Here is a 19,002-nt window from a genome sequence, read left to right as displayed (position 1 = left end):
CCAATGCTGGGTCCCACCGCTCACACCGACACCTTTGCTCGGGACAACCTTCCGCCTCAGGACCAATGGCCGGAGTTTCTTCTGGATGGATTTGACTATCCCGATCACATCAACGTCGGCGTCGAACTCACCGACAAAATGGTCGAGAAAGGCTTTGGAGATCATACGGCCCTGATCGGCAATGGCCGCCGCCGGACCTACAAGGAACTCTCCGACTGGACCAACCGCCTCGCCCATGCGCTGGTGGAAGATCTGGGTGTGAAGCCGGGCAACCGTGTTCTGATCCGTTCGGCCAACAATCCGGCGATGGTGGCCTGCTGGCTGGCGGCGACCAAGGCGGGGGCTGTTGTCGTCAACACGATGCCAATGCTGCGCGCCGGGGAGCTTGCCAAGATCGTCGACAAGGCCGAAATCGAGTTTGCACTGTGTGATACCCGGTTGATGGACGAGATGGTCGCCTGCGCCAAGACATCGTCGTTTCTCAAAAAAGTCATCGGCTTTGACGGCACGTCCAACCACGATGCCGAACTCGACCGTCTTGCACTGACCAAATCCGTCCGGTTTGACGCGGTCAATACTGGCCGGGACGATGTCGCCCTGCTAGGATTTACTTCCGGGTCCACAGGATCGCCCAAGGCGACAATGCATTTTCACCGGGACATCCTGATCATTGCGGATGGCTATGCCAAGGAAGTGCTCGGCGTCACACCGGATGATGTTTTTGTTGGGTCTCCGCCGCTCGCCTTCACCTTCGGTCTTGGCGGTCTGGCGGTCTTCCCGCTGAGGTTTGGCGCGGCAGCCACGCTTTTGGAGAACGCTTCTCCGCCAAACATGATCGAGATCATCCAGACCTACAAGGCAACGGTCTGCTTTACGGCGCCAACAGCCTACCGGGTCATGTTGCAGGCGATGGAAGAAGGCGCAGACCTGTCGTCCCTGCGGGCGGCAGTCTCAGCGGGTGAAACGCTTCCGGCACCGGTCTATGACGCCTGGATGGCAAAGACGGGGAAACCGATGCTCGACGGCATCGGGGCCACCGAAATGCTGCATATTTTTGTTTCCAACCGGTTTGACGATCATAAGCCAGCCTGCACCGGAAAACCGGTCTCGGGCTACGAAGTCAAGATCGTTGGTCAGGATGGAAAGCTTGTCGCGCCTGGCGAAGTCGGACGGTTGGCCGTGCGCGGTCCGACCGGATGCCGCTATCTCGCGGATGAACGTCAGAAAAACTACGTCGTTGATGGCTGGAACATCACCGGTGACAGCTTCTCCATGAGCGAAGACGGACATTTGCACTTTGCAGCGCGCAATGACGACATGATCATATCCGCCGGTTACAACATCGCCGGACCGGAGGTGGAAGCCGCGCTTTTGGCGCATGATGTGGTTCTGGAGTGTGCCGTCATCGGCGTGCCGGACGCGGATCGCGGGTCCATCGTTCAGGCGCACATTGTCCTTGTTGAGGGCAATGAACCAACGGACGATCTCACCAAGGCGTTGCAGGATCACGTGAAAGCGGTCATCGCACCTTACAAATATCCGCGCTCCATCATTTTCACAGACACATTGCCGAAAACGGCGACCGGGAAGGTTCAAAGGTTCCGGCTTCGGGAAGAGCTGTAGGACAGTACTCAGAATAAACCGGCGTTTGGGCAGCGCCGGGGATCAAACATGGCCCCGTGGTTTTAGACGGTCAAAGACGCCGCAGAGCTACGTAACTCGGGAACAGCAGGTCAAATTCTTTAGGAGAACCAACATGAAACAAACACTACTTGCGGCGGTTGCCGCACTCAGCCTCGGCGTTGCTGCGGCGTCTGCAGAGCCGGTGAAGGTCGGTATGATCACCACCTTGTCCGGCGGTGGTGCCGGTCTTGGCATCGATGTTCGCGATGGCTTCATGCTGGCGGTCAAGCAGTCCGGCAATGAAGATATTGAAGTCATCATTGAAGATGATCAGCGCAAGCCGGATGTTGCTGTGAAGCTTGCCGACAAACTTGTACAAGCCGAAAATGTCGACGTTCTGACCGGTCTCATCTGGTCGAACCTTGCCATGGCGGTGATCCCATCCGTAACGGCGCAGGGAAAGTTCTATCTGTCGCCGAACGCTGGCCCGTCCATGCTGGCCGGCAAGGGGTGTCACCCGAACTACTTCAATGTGGCTTGGCAGAACGACAACCTGCATGAAGCCGCGGGTGCGTTCGCCAATGTCGAAGGCTACAAGAACAGCTTCATTCTCGCGCCGAACTATCCGGCCGGCAAAGATGCGCTTACAGGCTACAAGCGTCTTTACAAAGGTGATTTGGCAGGCGAGCTCTACACCAAGCTTGGGCAAACCGATTATGCGGCAGAACTGGCGCAAATCCGCGCGTCCGGTGCAGACAGCGTCTACTTTTTCCTTCCAGGCGGCATGGGCATTTCATTCCTGAAACAGTATGCCGGCAGCGGTATTGATCTGCCGGTTGTTGGCCCGGCGTTCTCCTTTGACCAAGGCATCCTGCAGGCTGTTGGCGATGCGGCGCTTGGTGTCCGCAACACCAGCCAGTGGTCCAAGGACATCAACACGCCGGTCAACAACGCATTCGTCGAGAGCTTCCAAGCGGAATACGGTCGTTTGCCGTCGCTTTACGCATCTCAAGGATTCGACACCGCCAACCTGCTGCTGTCCGCCATGGCAAAAGCCGATGTGAAGGACGGAGAGGCTTTCCGTTCAGCGCTTCAAGACGCTGATTTCAAGAGCACGCGCGGTGAATTCAAATTCGGCCCCAACAACCATCCGATTCAGGATATCTACGTGCGGGAAGTCATCAAGGAAGGCGATGTCTTCACCAACAAGATCATCGGCAAGGCGCTGAACAGCCATTCAGATGCCTATTGGTCCGAGTGCAACATGTAAGGTGATGTTTGGCCTCGGTCATTGGATCGGGGCCAGCTTTCGGGTGGAACTGCATGTCTTTGATATTGCTGATAGAACAGATTTTGAACGGCCTCCAATTCGGGATCATGTTGTTCCTGATGGCCGCAGGTCTGACGCTAATCTTCGGGGTGATGGGGCTGATCAATCTGGCCCACGGATCGCTCTACATGATCGGAGCCTTTTGCGCGGCAGCTGTTGCTGGAGCGACTGGATCATTCCTGCTGGGATTGATTGCGGCGCTGGCCGGGGCTGCCATAGCCGGAGCCCTTGTCGAACTTGTCGTCATCCGGCGGCTCTATACGAAGGATCACCTGGATCAAGTGCTTGCGACCTTCGCGCTGATCCTGATTTTTTCTGAAGGGACACGATGGCTGTTCGGCTCTTTTCCGCTCTTTTTGGATATTCCCGATGCGCTGTCCGGACCGGTGACGCTTCCGGGCGGTATTGAGTATCCGCTTTACCGCCTTACGCTGATCATCGTTGGATTGCTTGTCGCAGCCGGTTTGTTCCTCCTGATTTCGCGCACCCGCCTTGGGATCCAGATCCGGGCCGGGGAAAACGACCGGGAAATGATCGCAGCACTTGGTGTCGACATTGCCAAGCTCTACACCATCGTCTTTGCGCTAGGGGCCGCGCTTGCCGGTCTTGCCGGGGCGCTTGTTGGAGCAATCCAGTCGGTTCAAGTCGGCATGGGCGAGCCTGTCCTGATTTTGGCTTTTGTTGTCATCGTCATCGGCGGCATTGGCTCCATCAAGGGCGCGCTCATTGGCGCGATCCTGGTCGGTCTCACAGATACTCTCGGCGGCATCTTCCTGCCTGAGCTGATGAAACTCTTCTTCAGCCCGGCAACGGCCACTTCCATCGGGTCTTCGATCGCCTCAATGTCCATCTACATCCTGATGGCTGCAGTCCTTGTGTTGCGCCCAACCGGTCTGTTTGGAGCGCGTGCATGACCCGGGAAACACTGTTCAACTCGGCTGCGCTCGCGGCGCTGGCCCTCGTTCCGCTCTGGGCGCATTTTTCCGGTGAGCCGTTCACCGTGACCCTTGCCACCCGCGCTGTCATTCTTGCGCTGGCGGCGGTCGGTCTGCACATCGCCCTGGGTCTTGGCGGCCTTGTCAGCCTTGGACACGCTGTCTTTTTCGGGATTGGCGGCTACGCGATGGGTATCCTTGCCCATCATGCGCAGACTTACACCCCATTGATGGAATGGCCGTTCGTTATCGAGGGCACCAAATCCATGCCGGTGATCTGGCTGGTCGCCGTGGTTCTGTCGTCCGTTGTGGCCTATTTCATTGGCCTCCTGTCACTGAGGACCTCCGGCGTTTACTTCATCATGATCACGCTGGCCTTCGGACAGATGTTCTTTTTCTTCGCGATCAGCTGGAGTGCCTATGGCGGTGAAGACGGCTTGTCGATCTATGTCCGCAATGGCTTTCCGGGCGTGAACACGCTCGTTCCGATCCAGTTCTATGCCTTGTGCTTTGTTATCCTTGCTGCAGTGATGTTCTTTGCCGCACGATTGCAACGTTCGCCTTTTGGCCTCGCGCTCAACGCGGCGCGCCAGGTGCCGGACCGGGTCGAAACCGTTGGTCTGAACCCGATGCGCTTGCGTCTGGTTGCGTTTGTGTTGTCCGGTGCGATCACGGGTCTCGCCGGGGCTCTCTTTGCCGATCTCAACCGGTTTGTCAGCCCGACCATGTTCTCCTGGCAGATGTCCGGGGAGTTGATCATTTTCATCATCCTTGGCGGGCTTGGCCGGCTCTATGGCCCGGTTGTCGGAGCGGTTGTCTTTGTGGCGCTTGAGCACATCCTTGGCGACTTGTCTGACTATTGGCACATCTATTTGGGTGTTCTGTTGCTGGGCGTCGTGCTGTTCGCACGCGGTGGCATCATCGGCATGCTGCTCGGCCGGGAGGTGGCCCATGACTGAGGCAATTCTCGCAACACAAGGCATCTCCAAGAGCTTCGGGGCGCTAAAGGCCAGTGACGACGTTTCAATTGATCTGATAGCGGGAGAAATCCACGCGATCATCGGACCAAACGGGGCCGGGAAATCGACCTTGATCAAGCAGATCTGTGGCGGTCTCAAGCCTGACACCGGTACAGTCAAGCTGTTGGGAGAGGATGTCACTGATCTGCCGACGGAACTGCGAGCCCGCGCCGGGCTTGGGCGCACCTTCCAGATCTCGGCTCTCGCGATGGAAGACACAGTTCTTCAGAATGCGGTACTGGGTGCGCTGGGTGGTCAGGGAAATCCGTGGCGTTTTTTCAAGCCGATTCTGAAAGACAAGGATCTTTTGGACACGGCCATGGAGGCATTGGAGCGCGTCGGTCTTCAAGATCATGCAAAGACACGCACAGCAGAACTCAGCCACGGTCAGAGACGCCAGCTGGAAGTGGCCGTTGCCCTGACACTGAAACCGAAAGCCTTTGTGATGGATGAACCCATGGCAGGCCTTGGTACGGAGGGTTCCAAGCGGCTGACCGAGTTCCTTGGCGATCTTCGCCATCAGGCGCCGATCCTGTTGGTTGAACATGACATGGACGCTGTTTTTGCATTGGCCGACCGGATCAGCGTGCTGGTCTACGGCAAAGTCATCGCAACCGGCACAGTTGAGGAAATCCGCGCCAACAAAGATGTGCGCGATGCGTATCTGGGAGACGAAGCATGAGTGCGCTTTTGACTCTCTCCAATGTCACGGCCAGTTATGGTCCCAGTCAGGCGTTGTTTGACGTGTCTTTGTCGATCGGCGAAGGCGAAGTGGTCGCCTTGATGGGCCGCAACGGCATGGGCAAGTCAACAACGGTCAAGACGATTTGCGGCATGTTACCGTCCGGCGGAGAAATCCGGTTCAAGGACAAGGTGATTGGCGGGATGCCGAGCCACAAGGTAGCGCGGCTTGGTGTGGGGCTGGTGCCTGAGGGCCGGCGGTGCTTTGCCGATCTGTCGGTTGAGGAGAACCTGACCGCTGCAGCTCGTCCCGGCACCTGGGACTTCGCCAAGGTCGCCGAGCTGTTTCCGCGTCTGGCTGAACGCCGGAACCAGAAGGCGGCCTCGCTGTCTGGCGGTGAACAGCAAATGCTGGCGATCAGCCGGGCCCTGATGACCAATCCGATCCTCGTCATCCTGGATGAGGCGACGGAAGGCCTTGCCCCGATCATTCGGCAGGAAATTTGGGCGGCCATCAGCCATCTGAAGAACAGCAGTGGACTGTCGATCCTCTTGGTCGACAAGTCTTTGAAAGAGCTGCAGCAGGTCGCCGATCAGGGTGTCATCCTGGAACGGGGCCGAACGGTCTGGTCAGGCCGGATGGCGGATTTGGACGCGGAGACCGGAGAAAAATATCTCGGGATCTAGGGAGTTTGTCTCTTAAGTCCCGGGCAAATAAGAAAGACGCATTATGAGCCACAAAATCATTCATCCCGACGGCTGGGCGCCGGCGAAGGGGTATGCCAACGGTGTCTTAAGCCGCAAGGGCGTATTGCATATCGGCGGTCAGATCGGCTGGAATGCCGAGCAGGTTTTTGAAACCCATGATTTCATTGGTCAGATGGAACAGGCACTCAGGAACATTCTTGATGTTGTTCTTGCAGCTGGCGGTAAGGCCGAAGATATCGTCCGTTTGACCTGGTTTGTGACCGACAAGAAGGAATACCTCGCCCGTCAGCGCGAAATTGGCGCGACCTACCGGAAGGTCATGGGACGTCATTTTCCGGCAATGTCGATGGTCGTGGTCGCCGGTCTGATCGAAGACGAAGCCTTGGTCGAGATCGAGGCGACAGCTGAGATTGAGTGAAGGGCCTAACTTCCGGGCAAGAACCAGTCCCGGGCATTTTCGTAGCAGATGCGGCGGATAAGGCCGTCGCTCAGCTCATTATGCGCGGGAATAGATCCATCCTCGACCCATCGGCCGACCATCCGGCATACCAGCCGACGATAATACTCGTGCCGTGGGAACGACAGGAAAGACCGGGAATCGGTCAGCATGCCGATAAAACGTGAGAGTAGGCCCATCTGGGCGACCTGCGTGAGTTGCCGTTCCATCCCGTCCAGCTGATCGTTGTACCACCAGCCTGGCCCTGCCTGGATTTTCCCCGGCTCAGACCCATCCTGGAAGTTACCGGCAATCGTCACCAGCATCTCGTTGTGAATCGGGTTGAGCGCATAAAGGATGGTGCGCGGAAGGCCTTTTCGGGAATTGATCAGGTCGAGCACGGAATTGAGCGACGTACCGATCCCGGCATCTGACATGCAATCGCCTCCAACATCAGGTCCTAGAGCCCTGAACAGACGGCTGTTCTGATTGCGCAATACACCGATGTGGTACTGCATGACGATGCCGCGCTCGGCATAAGCTTCACCCAGTTCAATCAGCACCGCCGCTTTGAAGTCGGCCGCATCTTGTGCCGACATGGGCCAGCCGTTTTGCCCGCTCCGCAGGATGATATCGAGTTCCCGGGGAGGGCGTTTTTCAAAGGCCGGCAAATCGTTGAGACCGTGATCCGCCGCCTTGCAGCCAAGAGACACAAAAAAGTCGAGCCGGTTGAGCAGAGCCGCAATCAACGTGTCGAAACTGTCGACTGCAATGCCGCTGGTCTCACCCAGTTTGCGGCAATAAGCGGCAAATCCTGGCGCAGTGGGAACGAGCGCCTTGTCTGGCCGGAAACTCGGGGCCACTGGAAACGGAAAATTCGGATCGGATTGTAGAGCGGCATGGGAGGCAAGGTCGTCTGTCGGATCGTCTGTCGTGCCCACATATTCGACCTTCATGGAGGTCAATAGGCCCCGGGCACTATGGCTTGGCTGCTCCAAGGCAGCATTGGCGAGCTCCCAGACTTCATCCGCGGTGTCGGGCCCGAAAATGCCATCCCATTGAAAGTAGCGCTGCAGTTCCAGATGGGTCCAGTGATAGAGGGGATTGCCCAGGCAATGCGGGATGGTTTGCGCGAAAGCATCGAATTTGTCCCGATAGTCCGCAGTACCTGTCACGAGCTCTTCGGGCACCCCGTTCCAACGCATGGCGCGCCACTTGTAGTGATCGCCCTCCAACCAGATTTCTCCAATCGACCGCCAGGATTTATTTTCCGCAATGGCTGCCGGATCCAGATGATTGTGAAAGTCGACGATCGGAAGATGCTTGGCAACGTCATGGTAGAGGCGACGGCTGGCCGCGGTATCAAGCAGATAGTCCGGGCCGAGAAAGGGTTCAGTCATGAAAAGGTCCTTGGAGCTACGCTGCCAGTGCTGCGCGCGCGCCGTCTTGTTTCAGTTTCTTGTAGGCGTGTGTTACCTGCTTTACAAATTCTGGCTCGGCAGGAAGGTCAGACCCAAAAATACCGGCCAGCAACATCATGTTCAGCACATAATCCTCATCGTCTGATCCCGCGACAAGTTCCTTGATGCGGCCGGCGTGCGGGTCGTTGACGGGCAGGTTTGCGCCGGTCTCTGAAGTGCCCCGGCAGTACCGCATCCAGCCGGCGACGGCCAACGCAGACAGCTGCCAGGGGCGGTCTGCTTCCATATGACGTCTGATTGGCGCCAAAAGCCGTTGCGGCAGTTTCTGGCTGCCGTCCGATGCAATTTGCGTGGTTTTGTGGCGAAGGGCCTGATTGGAAAAACGCGCGATCAGTTCGTCGCCGTAAGCAGAGATATCGAAGCCACCTGGAACGGACAATGTTGGGGCTTGTTCGCCCATCATGAGGTTTCGGACCGCGGTTTTGAAGACAGGATCAGCCATGCAATCGGCAATCGTCTCCTTGCCGGCAAGAGCGCCAAGATACGCCAGGAACGAGTGGCTGCCGTTCAGCATGCGCAGCTTGATCTCTTCATAGGGTTCGACGTCGGGGACGAAACTTGCCCCTGCCAGATCCCAATTTGGTGTTTCTCTGGCGAAACTGTCTTCAATCACCCACTGTTTGAACGGTTCACACAGGATGCCGTTGGGGTCGGGCGCGCCGAGCGCACCAGCCAGTTTTTCAAAAGACGACTCGGTCATGGCCGGGGTAATACGGTCGACCATGGAACTGGGAAATCGGCAGTTTTGACAGATCCAGTCTTTCAGCTCGGGATCCCGTTTTTCGGCAAACTCAAGAACGGCCGTTCTGCAGAGTTTACCGTTTGACGGGAGATTGTCGCAGGACAGAATTGTAAGCCCGGGCAGCTCCTGTTGGCTTCTCAGGCGCAAGCCCTCGACCAAAAGGCCGATGGCCGTCTTTGGATCGGTTGGCTGTTTGAGGTCTACCGCGATGCCAGCGTTTTCAAGATCGAGGTGCCCGCGGGTGAGGCCGTAGCCCTTTTCCGTGATCGTCAAAGTGATCACGCGTAGATCCGGATCGCAGATCTGGGCAATCAGTGCGCCGATACCATCGCGATGGGGATGCAATGTCTTGATCACGGCGCCGACTTGCCTGAGCGCAAGGGTATCGTCAGACATTTCGCCGACCGTGAACAAACCGTCCGCCTTATCAAGCGCGGAGAGTTCGTCTGCACCCGAGTTCAATCGGGCAACCGCCATGCCCCAGTCGCTTTTGTTTTGGCGCAATAACTCGTCTTGAAAGATCGCAGTATGCGCCTTGGCAAAGGCGCCAAACCCGATATGAAAAACGCGGGTTTTAAGGAAGCTGCGATCATAGTCGGGGAGGGAGAGGTTTACGGACATAATTTAAAGGCTCAAACAAAGAAAAGGGGTGTCTCCGTGCTGGTCGGAGCTCCGTTGACAACCAGCGGAGAAGACCCGGCAAGCCAGAGGTCGACTTGATCATAGGCTGGCTTGTAAGTGCCACTCATATGCCAGTTCAGCATAACCGTTGTGCTGTCTCGTGACAGGGTCATACGTGTCAGACAATGGTCTGAGACAAGAGCATTGGTAGAGACACCGTCATCATCATAAGCACAGCTCTCGCGCGCCGGGGCACCTGGGTTCTGCGGGTATATGCGCCACGTTCGTGTCTTGTCAGTCTGTGCCGTGCTGCGCGCATTCGGACCGGCCATCGGTAACACCGTGCCGCCACGGACGAAAAGCGGAATAGTGTCTTGAGTGGCTGGCACGTCCAGCATCTGCCCGCCCGGATACCAGGTTGTTCCTGCAAAGTCCCACCAACCTTCCGGACAGGCGGGCAGGGGAACCGAGCGGCTCTTCGCGCCTTTTTCAATGACTGTTGCGACGAGCAGATCGGTCCCAAGAAGGAATTCGAACTCGGAGGCTTGCGCCAGCTGGTCTTCCGGAAAATCCAGCCACAGGGGGCGCAACATCGGTTCGCCGTCTGTAACGGCCCGGCATATAAGTGTGTAGAGGTACGGAATCAGCTGGGCCCGAAACTTGAGAGCCTTGCGGATCAGCGGGGTGATCTCCGGATACATCCAGGCTTCATTGGCAGTGCCGTCGTCATTCCAGGAGTGGATCGTGAAGCGTGGATGGAAGATGCCGTTCTGCACCCAGCGGAGAAACAGCTCCGGTTCCGGCTTCGGACCGGCAAAACCGCCAACATCATGCCCGATGTTGTAAAAGCCCGACAGGCTGAGCCCGAGGCCCATCGGAATGTTCCAACGGAGCGTGTCCCAGCTGGTGTAATTGTCGCCGGTCCAGGTTTGGGCATAGCGCTGTGTGCCCGGTGCGGCGCAACGGGAAATCAGATAGGGGCGCTTTGCCGGCTGATCCGCAACCTGCGCATCGTAGGATGCGCGGGTCATCAGCTGGCTGTGCAACGGGCGTATTAGTCCAACGGGGATTTCTTTGCCAAACCCGGTGCAAATGGCCTCGTCATCCCAGACTTCATATTCGTTGTTGTCGTTCCAGGTACTGGAAATGCCTTTGTCGAACAGCTTTTCTTTCAGATTTTTCTGCCACCAGGCAATGGCTGCTGGATTGGTGAAATCGAGATGCGACCCGGTTCCGTCCCAAAATGGCGATTGCTCTGGAGCGCCGGTCTCGCTGTTCTTGATGAAAAGACCGGCCTTTTCGGCTTCCGGGAAAAGGGGATGGTCTTCCAGAAGTACCGGCTTGATATTTGCGATCAGATTGATGTCCGCGTCGGCATAAGCTTTGGTGAAGGCTCGAACATTCGGAAAGCGATCCGTGTTCCAGTGAAAGACATACCGCTTTTCCTTGATGGCGGTGTAGCCGGAGGACATTTGAAAACTGTCGCACGGCATGTCTTCTTCGGCGAGTTTTGCCAAAAACCCTTCCAAACGTTCCTGGGCGTTTTCAGAATCCGTATACGCCATCGTAGAGCCGGAATAGCCCAAGCCCCAGCGTGGCATGAAGGCAGTGCCTCCGGTGAGCCAGTGGTGGCGCTTAACGATCTCAAGCACCGTTGGAGCCCACGAAAAATAGTAATCGAGTTCACCATCAGAAGCGCGGAATGCGCGGAAGGCAGGATGATAGTTGTCCTTCTCATTCCCAAGATCGAACCAGCAATGGGCGAGCGTGTCGTAGTAAAGCCCATAGGCGCCGAGCGGGCCGCGGTCCGTGATTGTGAACGGGATGTGCTTGTAGAGCGGGTCGGTTGTTCGGGCGTCATATCCCATCGCATCGAGATTTCGCATCTCGAAGCGGCGCCGGGATCTTTCCAGGGAGCCGGTTTTCTCACCCAGGCCGTAATAGCGTTCGCCATCAAACCTGCGCATGAAGTGACATTTGCGGTGATCGCGGCGGCCTATCATGTAGGCGTCTTGCGGGCGGTCTCGCGCAATTTCCTGCCATTCTGCGTTTGGCGTTTCCCGGCTCTCCCAGACGAGAGCCAATGGTGTTTCGACGGTCAGACGCAGACAGTCTGTCGTGAGTTGCAGCTGGGTGTCGTCCTGTGTGAGCGAGAACTCCGGACAGGTGAATCCACTGAGATCATCGCGAGATCGGCCTTCCCAGGGAACATCGTCCTTCGGGGCGATCGCCCAGGTCCGGTCCAGCCGGTGAATCCCGTCTCTGAGCAGCGAGACCCGGATGAGGGCGTGTTCTAGAACCCGGATCACGAGCGCATGCCGGTCTTCGACGAGGAGCGCGATGCCAGTTTCTGTCTGCTCGGCCAGTGTCCAGTGTTTGAGTGCTTTCATATCTGAACTCAGTACCCGAGCAGCAATTGAGGCAGGAACAGGCTGATTTGCGGGATGTAGGTGACGACCAGCAGCAGGCCGACCAACACCGCGTAAAACGGAAGCATCGGCTTGATCACATCCCCGATTTTGACCCCGCCAACGGAACACCCGACAAACAGAGCCGACCCGACCGGTGGCGTACAGATCCCGATGCACAGGTTGAAGGTCATCATGACGCCGAAATGCACCGGATCCATGCCAAGATCTGTGACAACCGGCAGGAAGATCGGCGTGAAGATCAGCAGGGCAGGGGTCATATCCATGAAGGTGCCGACAATCAGCAACGCGATGTTGATGATCAACAAAAGAACGAGCGGATTGTCTGACAGCCCGAGAAGGATGTCGGAGATTGCATATGGGATGTCGGCAAAGGCCATGGCCTTCGACATGGCTATGGAGCAGCCGATCATCAAAAGAACGATAGATGTGGTAACTGCGCTTTCCAGAATGATGCTGGGCAGCTGGCGCCAGGTGATTTCGCGGTACCAGATGACAGCCAGAAAGAGCGTGTAAACGACAGCAACAGCTGAGGCTTCGGTCGCAGTGAAAATCCCGCCGATGATCCCGCCCATCACGATGACGATCAGACCGAGCGGCAGGACCGCGCCAAGGGTTTTGTCGATGACTTCGCGGGTGCTGGGCCGCGGCGCGATTGGATATCCGCGGCGCTTTGCAATGATGCCCGCAACCAGCATGAGGCAGAGACCCATTAGGATCCCCGGGACATAACCGGCCACGAACAGTGCCGCGATCGAGGTCCCGTTGGTGATCAATGAATAGACAATGAAGGTTGCGCTGGGTGGAATAAGCAAGCCTGTCGGGCAGGAGGCGATGTTGACAGCCGCGCTGTAAGCCGGGTCATAGCCTTCCTTTTTCTGCAAAGGCGACATGACGCCCCCAACAGCTGCAGCGGAGGCCACGGCCGACCCGGAGATCGACCCAAACATCATGTTGGCGAGAACATTGCAGTGCGCCAGTGAGCCGGGCAAACGCCCGCCCAGAACCTTGGCAAACTCGATTAGCCGCAGGGCAATGCCGCCCCGGTTCATGATGTTGCCGGCGAGAATAAAGAACGGGATGGCGAGCAGTGTGAAGCTGTCCAGTCCCGAGGCCACCTGCTGGGCGACGATGTAAACCGACTGGTCGAAGGACATGAACAGGAGAAAAGTCGCAAAGGCGGCAAGACCGATAGAAAAGGCGATCGGAACGCCCAAAACCATGAGCAGCACAAAGGTCCCGAACAGGACCGCGACGGCTTGGATATCCATTTATGAGCTCCTCAGGGCCTAGGTCAGCGGTCCGCCGGGGGCCGGCGGTTCAAGTTGTTCGTTGGGGCCGCGGCCATCGCGCACGAGGTCGGCTAGGAACGTCAGGCAGTAATAAAGAATGCAAAATCCGGAAAACGGGATTGCAACGTAGATGAACCCCATCGGGATGCGGAGCGCTGGCGAAACCTGACCGGTTTCAAGCGTACGGCTGACCAATCCGAGGCCGCCGTAAATCATGATAAGGCCAGCAAAAAGAGCAATTGCGCCGATGATGCCTGCGTTGACGGCGAATCTGGCTTTGCCAGTCGTTACAACGGGCAGAAGGTCAATTGCCAGATGCCGCCGTTGGCCCAGAGTGTAAGCGCCGCCCAGCAAGGCGACCCAAATGAACAGGAACCGTGCCATTTCGTCGGTCACGGTGCTCGGGCTTTCCAGAACGTATCGCGAGAAGACCTGCCAAACGACACAGACAACCAGGACGGCGAAAGCCGATGTGATGACGAGGCGCAGAACGAAATCCACCCCTCGGGTTAAAGCGGTCACGATGATCCTCCCAGCCTGTCGATCGCGTGCATGGCGAGTTGGACACCTACACGCTTGGCACCCTTACATTTGCGCCAGGAAATAAAATTGGTCAACCAATTTTGCAAAAAAGGTTGACTGATTTTCGAAATTGGACGAACAATTCGACCTCAACGGCGCCTGAAGCCGTGAAATGGGTATACCGGAACGTTCCATGAGGGAGCTGAGCCGGGTCCAGCCCTCACCTGGGAGGAAGTCATGTCGAAGTTCATCAAGGTTGCGGCTCTCTTGGCCGCGGGCGCCGTCGCGTTCGGCTCAGCTGCCAACGCCAAGACGCTACGCCTAAATCACAACAACCCGGAAGACCATCCGCTGCACAAGTCCATGGAATTCATGGCGGATCGCTTGGAGGAGTTGACCAACGGTGATCTTAAAATCCGCATCTATGCAAACGCGCAGCTTGGAACGCAGCGTGAATCCATGGAACTGATGCAAAACGGCGCGCTCGATATGGCCCGCTCCAATGCTTCGGAGCTGGAAGCCTTTGAAGAGTCCTATGGCGCTTTGAACCTGCCTTACATCTTCGTCAACGATGATCACTATTATGATGTTCTGTCAGGCGACATTGGCGCCGATATCCTCAAGGCTTCAGAGGACAAGGGCTTCATTGGCGTTGCTTACTATGTTGAAGGTGCCCGGTCGTTCTACGCCAACAAGGAAATCAATTCTCCGGCAGACCTGCAGGGTATGAAGATCCGTGTCCAGCCGAGCCCGTCCGCGATCCGCATGGTCGAACTGCTTGGTGGCAACCCAACCCCGATTGCTTGGGGTGAACTTTACAGCGCACTTCAGCAGGGTGTTGTTGATGGCGCCGAGAACAACCCGTTGGCATTGACGTCTGCCCGCCACGGCGAAGTAAGCAAGGTCTACTCAAACGACGGTCACACCATGATCCCGTCTGTTGTGATGATCTCCACCAAGTCCTGGAATGAACTCAGCGACGATCACAAGGATGCACTGACCAAAGCAGCGCGTGAGTCCATGGATTTCCACCGCGAGCAGTGGGATGCCATGGTCGCTGAAGGCATCGAAACCGCGAAGAACGAACTTGGTGTGAAATTCATCGAAGTCGACAAGGGCCCGTTCATCGAAGCTGTCTTGCCGATGCATGAAGAAGCCGCTGCCAAGTCTGAAAAAGTTGCGGATCTCATCAAGCGCATCAAGGCGATCGCGCCTCAATAATTTGCAGTCAGGACCTGACCGATGCTCGAACGTTCCCATTTGGCCGACAATGCGCTGCAAGCACTGCATGATGAAGACTATGATGTTCCGTATAACACCCAGTCTTTAAACCATGACGGCCTGATCTTCATGGGCGGTCGGGCATCGGAAAGTCTGGATGGAGATTGGACCTTTTGCGTCGACCTCCTCGACACCGGCCTCCGGCAGAAGTGGTTTTCCATGCTGCCGGAAGCCCCGGAAAACAGATCAGAACCGTGGGACTACGATCCCTACATGGGGGAAACCGTTCCTGTCCCGTCCAACTGGGCCATGCTGAAGGAAAAATGGTATTTTTTCGAAGGCAGTGCCTGGTACACCCGCCCCCTGGACATTGATGTTGTCGATGAGACCAAGCGAACGTTTCTTCGCTTTGGTGCGGCGGCTTACGACTGTAAAATCTTTCTGAACGGCGAGTTCATAGGCAACCATTACGGTGCCTCGACCCCGTTCTGTGTTGAACTCACCGGCAAGCTAAAAACCGGCCGGAACTGGATTATGGCTTGCGTCAACAACACCCGTACCCGTGACCGGGTTCCAATGCGCAATACGGACTGGTTCAACTACGGTGGAATTTACCGAGAAGTCAGTCTGTTCCAGACGCCAAAAAGCCTGATCAAGGATTTCTTTCTCTATCTGGTGCCGGATGGAAGCTACGAAAAACTCTGTGCCGAGGTGACCATTGATGGCCCCCCGAGCGGCGAAGCGGCGCGCCTTTCAATTCCGGGCCTTGGCTTGGAGTTGGAAATACCGCTCGATTCATCCAGTAACGGCAAGATTGAGTTTGAAGCAAACCCTCAATTGTGGAGCCCGGACACACCGGTACTTTATGACGCGGAAGTTGTTTATGGCGGTGACAAGATCCGTGATCGCATTGGTTTCCGTCAAATCGAACGCCGCGGGACCGACATTGTTTTGAACGGTGAACCCTTGTTCCTGCGCGGGATTTCCGTGCATGAAGATGATGCTGCGCTGGGCAAGGTGACAACCGAAGCCGATCTGCGTGCCCGGTTTGATCACGCCCGCGAACTCGGTTGCAACTACTTGCGCCTTGCGCACTACCCGCACCATGAGTTGGCCGCGCAATTGGCCGACGAACTTGGTTTTCTCCTTTGGGAGGAAATTCCGGTCTATTGGGCGATCGATTTTGAAAACCCGGCAACCTACCGGGATGCGGAAAACCAATTGAGCGAATTGATCAAGCGTGACCGTAACCGGGCGAGCGTTGTCATTTGGTCGGTCGGCAATGAAAACCCGGACACAGATGCACGTCTGGACTTCATGAAGAACCTCGCTGAGACAGCGAAACGGCTCGACCCGACACGGCTGACGTCTGCAGCCTGTCTCGTCAATCATGCCCGGAACCGGGTTGAAGACCGTCTTGCGCAGCACATCGATGTCATCGGTCTCAACGAGTACTACGGCTGGTACGAGGAAGACTTCGAGGATTTGGCGGCAATCGGCGAGAACTCTGATCCGGATCGCCCGGTGGTCATCTCCGAGACCGGGGCTGATGGTGTTATTGGCGACAATGGACCGAAAACAGGACTTTTTAGCGAAGACTACATGGCGGAAGTCTACACCAAACAGATTGCCACCCTGCGGCGCCTTGCGTATGTCAAAGGCATGTCGCCGTGGATCCTGTATGATTTCCGCGTGGAACGGCGTCAGAACATCTTTCAAAATGGCTACAATCATAAAGGCCTGATCGCCGCCGATAAGAAGACCAAGAAGAAGGCATTTCATATCCTGGCCGAGTACTATCATCAGATCGCGGCCGGTCAGGAGGATGCAAGGAAAGCATCATGACCAGCGACACTCACAAACGCCGGTATCAGGAAATCGCGCAGATCCTTGCGCGGCGGATCGCCCATGACGGTTACAAGCCAGGCGACAAGTTTCCGACAGAGCGTCAGATTTCCGAGGAACTTGGCATCAGCCGGTCTTTGGTTCGTGAAGCCTTCATTATGCTGGAAATTGAGGGCTATCTTGACGTGCGCAAAGGGTCCGGGAGTTATGTTGCCACCGGCGAGAAGCTCTTTCTGAGCAATCCGAAACCTGATTTTGGTCCTTTTGAACTCTTGCAGGCCCGCCAGCTTTTGGAAAGCAGCATTGCCGGATTTGCAGCGAGCACGATCACCAAGAGCGACATCGTTCAGCTGCGGGACACGCTTGAACTGGAGCGGAAAGCTATCGCAAACGGCGAAGAAGACTATTTGGCTGATCGGCAATTCCATCTTCAGATTGCTGAAGCCACCCAAAACAGTGTCCTTGTGGCACAGGTGGAGGAGCTTTGGAGCAAGCGCGAGAACAGCCCGATGTGGGCCCGCTTGCATGATCGGATATTTGATCTCAGTTACCGCGCCAAGTGGCTTGATGATCACGCTGAAATTCTTGAGGCCCTGCGGCACCGCAATTCGGACGCTGCGCGTAAAGCCATGTGGCAACACCTTGAGAATGTGCGGTTGACGCTGCTGGAGCTCTCAGATGTGGGAGATCCTGAATTTGACGGGTATCTTTACAAGCCCGCGGCTGTCTCGAATTAGCGTGGCTGGATAGTTTATTCTGGTTCACGGGAGGCACTGGGGGGTGTTCGGCGGCATGAAACAAAAAGAAAGACAGATGCGATGATCGAATGCTGGCGCTGGTTTGGTCCGGATGACCCCATTTCCCTGCGCGATGTTCGTCAGACCGGCGCCACCGGTATCGTCACAGCGCTTCATCAAATTCCAAACGGCACCTATTGGCCGGAAGAAGAAATCGCAAAACGCCGTCGCATGATTGAGGCAGCGGGTCTTACTTGGGAAGTGTGTGAAAGCATCCCGATCCACGAGGACATCAAGACCGGGGCATCGGGTTGGGAGCGTTGGGCGGAAAACTGGGCTGAAACGGTTCGGGCACTGGCTCGTGAGAACATCCGCACCATCTGCTACAACTTTATGCCGGTGCTCGACTGGACCCGGACGGATCTCGATTATGAATTGCCGGATGGGGCGACGGCCCTGCGGTTCGAATTCGTTGCCTACGCGGCATTTGATCTCTTTATCCTCAAACGCGAGGGCGCTGAAGCCGACTACAGTCAGAACGATGTTGCAGCTGCTGAAGCGTGGCTTGATCAGCGGACCGACGAAGACAAGGACCGCCTGGTTCGAACCATCATTGCGGGATTGCCGGGATCTGAAGAAAGTTACACGCTCGACACATTCCGGGAGCATCTGGCAGCCTACAAAACAATTGACAGGGCGAGCCTCTTCCAGAACCTCGCGAACTTTCTGGAGATTGTTGTGCCAGTGGCGGAGGAAGAAGGGGTGAAGCTTGCCATTCATCCAGATGATCCGCCGCGGTCGCTTTTCGGCTTGCCGCGAATCGTCGGTACCCTCGAGGATCTCATCCGGATCAAGAGCCTGAACACATCTCAAGCCAATGGGTTCACGGTCTGCTCTGGCTCTCTCGGCGTTCATCCGGACAATGATCTTCCGGCGATTATTGGCGCCCTGGACGACAGGATCCATTTCGCACATCTGCGGGCCACAAAACGCGAAGCGGATCCGCGCAGTTTTCATGAAGATGCCCATCTGGCGGGCGACGTCGACATGGTCGCAATCGTACGGGCATTGCGGACGCTTGAGCGCAAATGGGGTAAGGCCATTCCCATGCGTCCCGACCATGGCCATCGTATGCTTTCAGATTTGAAAGAGACATCGACACCTGGATACCCGGCCATCGGGCGTCTGCGCGGACTTGCAGAATTGCGCGGTGTCATGCGCACTGTTGATGTCTATGAGGCTTCCCCTAGTTAACCCGCTCTGAAAACTCGCAAGAAAGTGCGGCTTGACCGATGGGGCTTAAAAACGCCATCCCTGTCTCGAGCATGCAAGCAGGAACAGGGCACAATGGACATATCTGCACAGACGGATCACGAGACC

At 56.6% G+C, this 19,002-nt stretch carries 17 protein-coding genes (1 of these 17 running past the window's edge); 12 read left to right on the top strand and 5 right to left on the bottom strand.

Translation table 11 applies throughout. The annotated features are described in order from the left end of the window. The first annotated feature begins 3 nt into the window (after nucleotides 1-3). The 7 genes from ACQY4Z_RS09700 to ACQY4Z_RS09670 all read left to right on the top strand — a co-directional run bounded on the left by ACQY4Z_RS09700 (nucleotide 4) and on the right by ACQY4Z_RS09670 (nucleotide 6,714). Nucleotides 4-1,623 carry an AMP-binding protein gene (locus tag ACQY4Z_RS09700; RefSeq protein ID WP_428528768.1) on the top strand — a complete coding sequence of 540 codons (1,620 nt, stop codon included), beginning with the start codon at nucleotides 4-6 and terminating at the stop codon, nucleotides 1,621-1,623. 133 nt (nucleotides 1,624-1,756) lie between these two features. Continuing rightward, nucleotides 1,757-2,893, top strand: a complete 1,137-nt coding sequence (locus tag ACQY4Z_RS09695) for an ABC transporter substrate-binding protein (RefSeq protein ID WP_428528766.1) — start codon at nucleotides 1,757-1,759, stop codon at nucleotides 2,891-2,893. A 53-nt stretch (nucleotides 2,894-2,946) separates the two neighbouring features. Next, nucleotides 2,947-3,867 carry a branched-chain amino acid ABC transporter permease gene (locus tag ACQY4Z_RS09690; protein WP_209176694.1) on the top strand — a complete coding sequence of 307 codons (921 nt, stop codon included), beginning with the start codon at nucleotides 2,947-2,949 and terminating at the stop codon, nucleotides 3,865-3,867. Further along, nucleotides 3,864-4,847, top strand: a complete 984-nt coding sequence (locus ACQY4Z_RS09685) for a branched-chain amino acid ABC transporter permease (RefSeq protein ID WP_209176695.1) — start codon at nucleotides 3,864-3,866, stop codon at nucleotides 4,845-4,847. Before ACQY4Z_RS09690 ends, ACQY4Z_RS09685 begins: the two co-directional genes overlap by 4 nt. Further along, the gene (locus ACQY4Z_RS09680) at nucleotides 4,840-5,589 is read left to right on the top strand and encodes an ABC transporter ATP-binding protein (protein ID WP_428528763.1); all 750 of its coding nucleotides are present in this window, start codon (nucleotides 4,840-4,842) and stop codon (nucleotides 5,587-5,589) included. Before ACQY4Z_RS09685 ends, ACQY4Z_RS09680 begins: the two co-directional genes overlap by 8 nt. Continuing rightward, nucleotides 5,586-6,275, top strand: coding sequence for an ABC transporter ATP-binding protein (locus ACQY4Z_RS09675; RefSeq protein WP_428528761.1), 690 nt, complete (start codon nucleotides 5,586-5,588; stop codon nucleotides 6,273-6,275). The genes ACQY4Z_RS09680 and ACQY4Z_RS09675 overlap by 4 nt, the downstream gene beginning before the upstream one ends. Before the next feature lie 43 nt (nucleotides 6,276-6,318). Continuing rightward, nucleotides 6,319-6,714 carry a RidA family protein gene (locus ACQY4Z_RS09670; RefSeq protein WP_428528759.1) on the top strand — a complete coding sequence of 132 codons (396 nt, stop codon included), beginning with the start codon at nucleotides 6,319-6,321 and terminating at the stop codon, nucleotides 6,712-6,714. Between the two features lie 5 nt (nucleotides 6,715-6,719). Here ACQY4Z_RS09670 and uxaC read toward each other — a convergent pair whose 3' ends face one another. The 5 genes from uxaC to ACQY4Z_RS09645 are packed head-to-tail and all read right to left on the bottom strand — an operon-like array spanning nucleotide 6,720 to nucleotide 13,819. After that, nucleotides 6,720-8,132: a glucuronate isomerase gene (gene uxaC / locus ACQY4Z_RS09665; protein ID WP_428528757.1), complete on the bottom strand. Its 1,413-nt coding sequence runs from the start codon at nucleotides 8,130-8,132 to the stop codon at nucleotides 6,720-6,722. Nucleotides 8,133-8,148: 16 nt separating this feature from the next. Continuing rightward, nucleotides 8,149-9,576, bottom strand: coding sequence for a mannitol dehydrogenase family protein (locus ACQY4Z_RS09660; RefSeq protein ID WP_428528755.1), 1,428 nt, complete (start codon nucleotides 9,574-9,576; stop codon nucleotides 8,149-8,151). An 11-nt stretch (nucleotides 9,577-9,587) separates the two neighbouring features. Next, complete coding sequence (locus ACQY4Z_RS09655; protein WP_428528753.1) at nucleotides 9,588-11,966, bottom strand: TIM-barrel domain-containing protein; 2,379 nt, start codon at nucleotides 11,964-11,966, stop codon at nucleotides 9,588-9,590. 8 nt (nucleotides 11,967-11,974) lie between these two features. Then, nucleotides 11,975-13,276, bottom strand: coding sequence for a TRAP transporter large permease (locus tag ACQY4Z_RS09650; protein ID WP_133945654.1), 1,302 nt, complete (start codon nucleotides 13,274-13,276; stop codon nucleotides 11,975-11,977). An 18-nt stretch (nucleotides 13,277-13,294) separates the two neighbouring features. Further along, nucleotides 13,295-13,819, bottom strand: coding sequence for a TRAP transporter small permease (locus ACQY4Z_RS09645; protein ID WP_428528751.1), 525 nt, complete (start codon nucleotides 13,817-13,819; stop codon nucleotides 13,295-13,297). Nucleotides 13,820-14,056: 237 nt separating this feature from the next. Here ACQY4Z_RS09645 and ACQY4Z_RS09640 point away from each other — a divergent pair, with 237 nt between their 5' ends. The 5 genes from ACQY4Z_RS09640 to ACQY4Z_RS09620 form a co-directional block, all read left to right on the top strand. After that, nucleotides 14,057-15,040 carry a TRAP transporter substrate-binding protein gene (locus ACQY4Z_RS09640; RefSeq protein ID WP_209181504.1) on the top strand — a complete coding sequence of 328 codons (984 nt, stop codon included), beginning with the start codon at nucleotides 14,057-14,059 and terminating at the stop codon, nucleotides 15,038-15,040. Between the two features lie 21 nt (nucleotides 15,041-15,061). Continuing rightward, a complete protein-coding gene (locus ACQY4Z_RS09635) occupies nucleotides 15,062-16,885 on the top strand; it encodes a glycoside hydrolase family 2 protein (RefSeq protein ID WP_428528748.1) in 1,824 nt (607 codons plus the stop codon). Continuing rightward, nucleotides 16,882-17,622 (top strand): FCD domain-containing protein, encoded by a 741-nt coding sequence (locus tag ACQY4Z_RS09630; protein WP_306150380.1) that lies wholly within the window; start codon nucleotides 16,882-16,884, stop codon nucleotides 17,620-17,622. The genes ACQY4Z_RS09635 and ACQY4Z_RS09630 overlap by 4 nt, the downstream gene beginning before the upstream one ends. A gap of 81 nt (nucleotides 17,623-17,703) precedes the next feature. Continuing rightward, on the top strand, nucleotides 17,704-18,876 hold the full coding sequence (gene uxuA / locus ACQY4Z_RS09625) for a mannonate dehydratase (RefSeq protein WP_428528746.1): 1,173 nt from the start codon (nucleotides 17,704-17,706) through the stop codon (nucleotides 18,874-18,876). 93 nt (nucleotides 18,877-18,969) lie between these two features. Next, nucleotides 18,970-19,002, top strand: the start of a protein-coding gene (locus ACQY4Z_RS09620; protein WP_428528744.1) for a dihydroneopterin aldolase. Its footprint extends 384 nt past the window's final position; 33 of the gene's 417 nt are visible here — the first part of the coding sequence; the start codon lies at nucleotides 18,970-18,972; its stop codon lies beyond the right edge, outside the window.

Origin of the sequence: Roseibium sp., assembly GCF_965276855.1 — a bacterium.
Classification (GTDB): Bacteria; Pseudomonadota; Alphaproteobacteria; order Rhizobiales; family Stappiaceae; genus Roseibium.
Note: the sequence above shows the minus strand (reverse complement) of the source record. Positions and strands in the feature narration are given on the sequence as shown.

Excerpts from the sequence above, each read along its gene's own strand:
- ACQY4Z_RS09685 (WP_209176695.1), top strand. The coding sequence starts at position 3,864 with ATGACCCGGGAAACACTGTTCAACTCGGCTGCGCTCGCGGCGCTGGCC.
- ACQY4Z_RS09670 (WP_428528759.1), top strand. The coding sequence starts at position 6,319 with ATGAGCCACAAAATCATTCATCCCGACGGCTGGGCGCCGGCGAAGGGG.
- ACQY4Z_RS09675 (WP_428528761.1), top strand. The coding sequence starts at position 5,586 with ATGAGTGCGCTTTTGACTCTCTCCAATGTCACGGCCAGTTATGGTCCC.
- ACQY4Z_RS09690 (WP_209176694.1), top strand. The coding sequence starts at position 2,947 with ATGTCTTTGATATTGCTGATAGAACAGATTTTGAACGGCCTCCAATTC.
- uxuA (WP_428528746.1), top strand. The coding sequence starts at position 17,704 with ATGATCGAATGCTGGCGCTGGTTTGGTCCGGATGACCCCATTTCCCTG.
- ACQY4Z_RS09695 (WP_428528766.1), top strand. The coding sequence starts at position 1,757 with ATGAAACAAACACTACTTGCGGCGGTTGCCGCACTCAGCCTCGGCGTT.
- ACQY4Z_RS09700 (WP_428528768.1), top strand. The coding sequence starts at position 4 with ATGCTGGGTCCCACCGCTCACACCGACACCTTTGCTCGGGACAACCTT.
- ACQY4Z_RS09650 (WP_133945654.1), bottom strand. The coding sequence starts at position 13,276 with ATGGATATCCAAGCCGTCGCGGTCCTGTTCGGGACCTTTGTGCTGCTC.
- ACQY4Z_RS09660 (WP_428528755.1), bottom strand. The coding sequence starts at position 9,576 with ATGTCCGTAAACCTCTCCCTCCCCGACTATGATCGCAGCTTCCTTAAA.
- ACQY4Z_RS09630 (WP_306150380.1), top strand. The coding sequence starts at position 16,882 with ATGACCAGCGACACTCACAAACGCCGGTATCAGGAAATCGCGCAGATC.
- ACQY4Z_RS09680 (WP_428528763.1), top strand. The coding sequence starts at position 4,840 with ATGACTGAGGCAATTCTCGCAACACAAGGCATCTCCAAGAGCTTCGGG.
- ACQY4Z_RS09640 (WP_209181504.1), top strand. The coding sequence starts at position 14,057 with ATGTCGAAGTTCATCAAGGTTGCGGCTCTCTTGGCCGCGGGCGCCGTC.
- ACQY4Z_RS09635 (WP_428528748.1), top strand. The coding sequence starts at position 15,062 with ATGCTCGAACGTTCCCATTTGGCCGACAATGCGCTGCAAGCACTGCAT.
- ACQY4Z_RS09655 (WP_428528753.1), bottom strand. The coding sequence starts at position 11,966 with ATGAAAGCACTCAAACACTGGACACTGGCCGAGCAGACAGAAACTGGC.
- uxaC (WP_428528757.1), bottom strand. The coding sequence starts at position 8,132 with ATGACTGAACCCTTTCTCGGCCCGGACTATCTGCTTGATACCGCGGCC.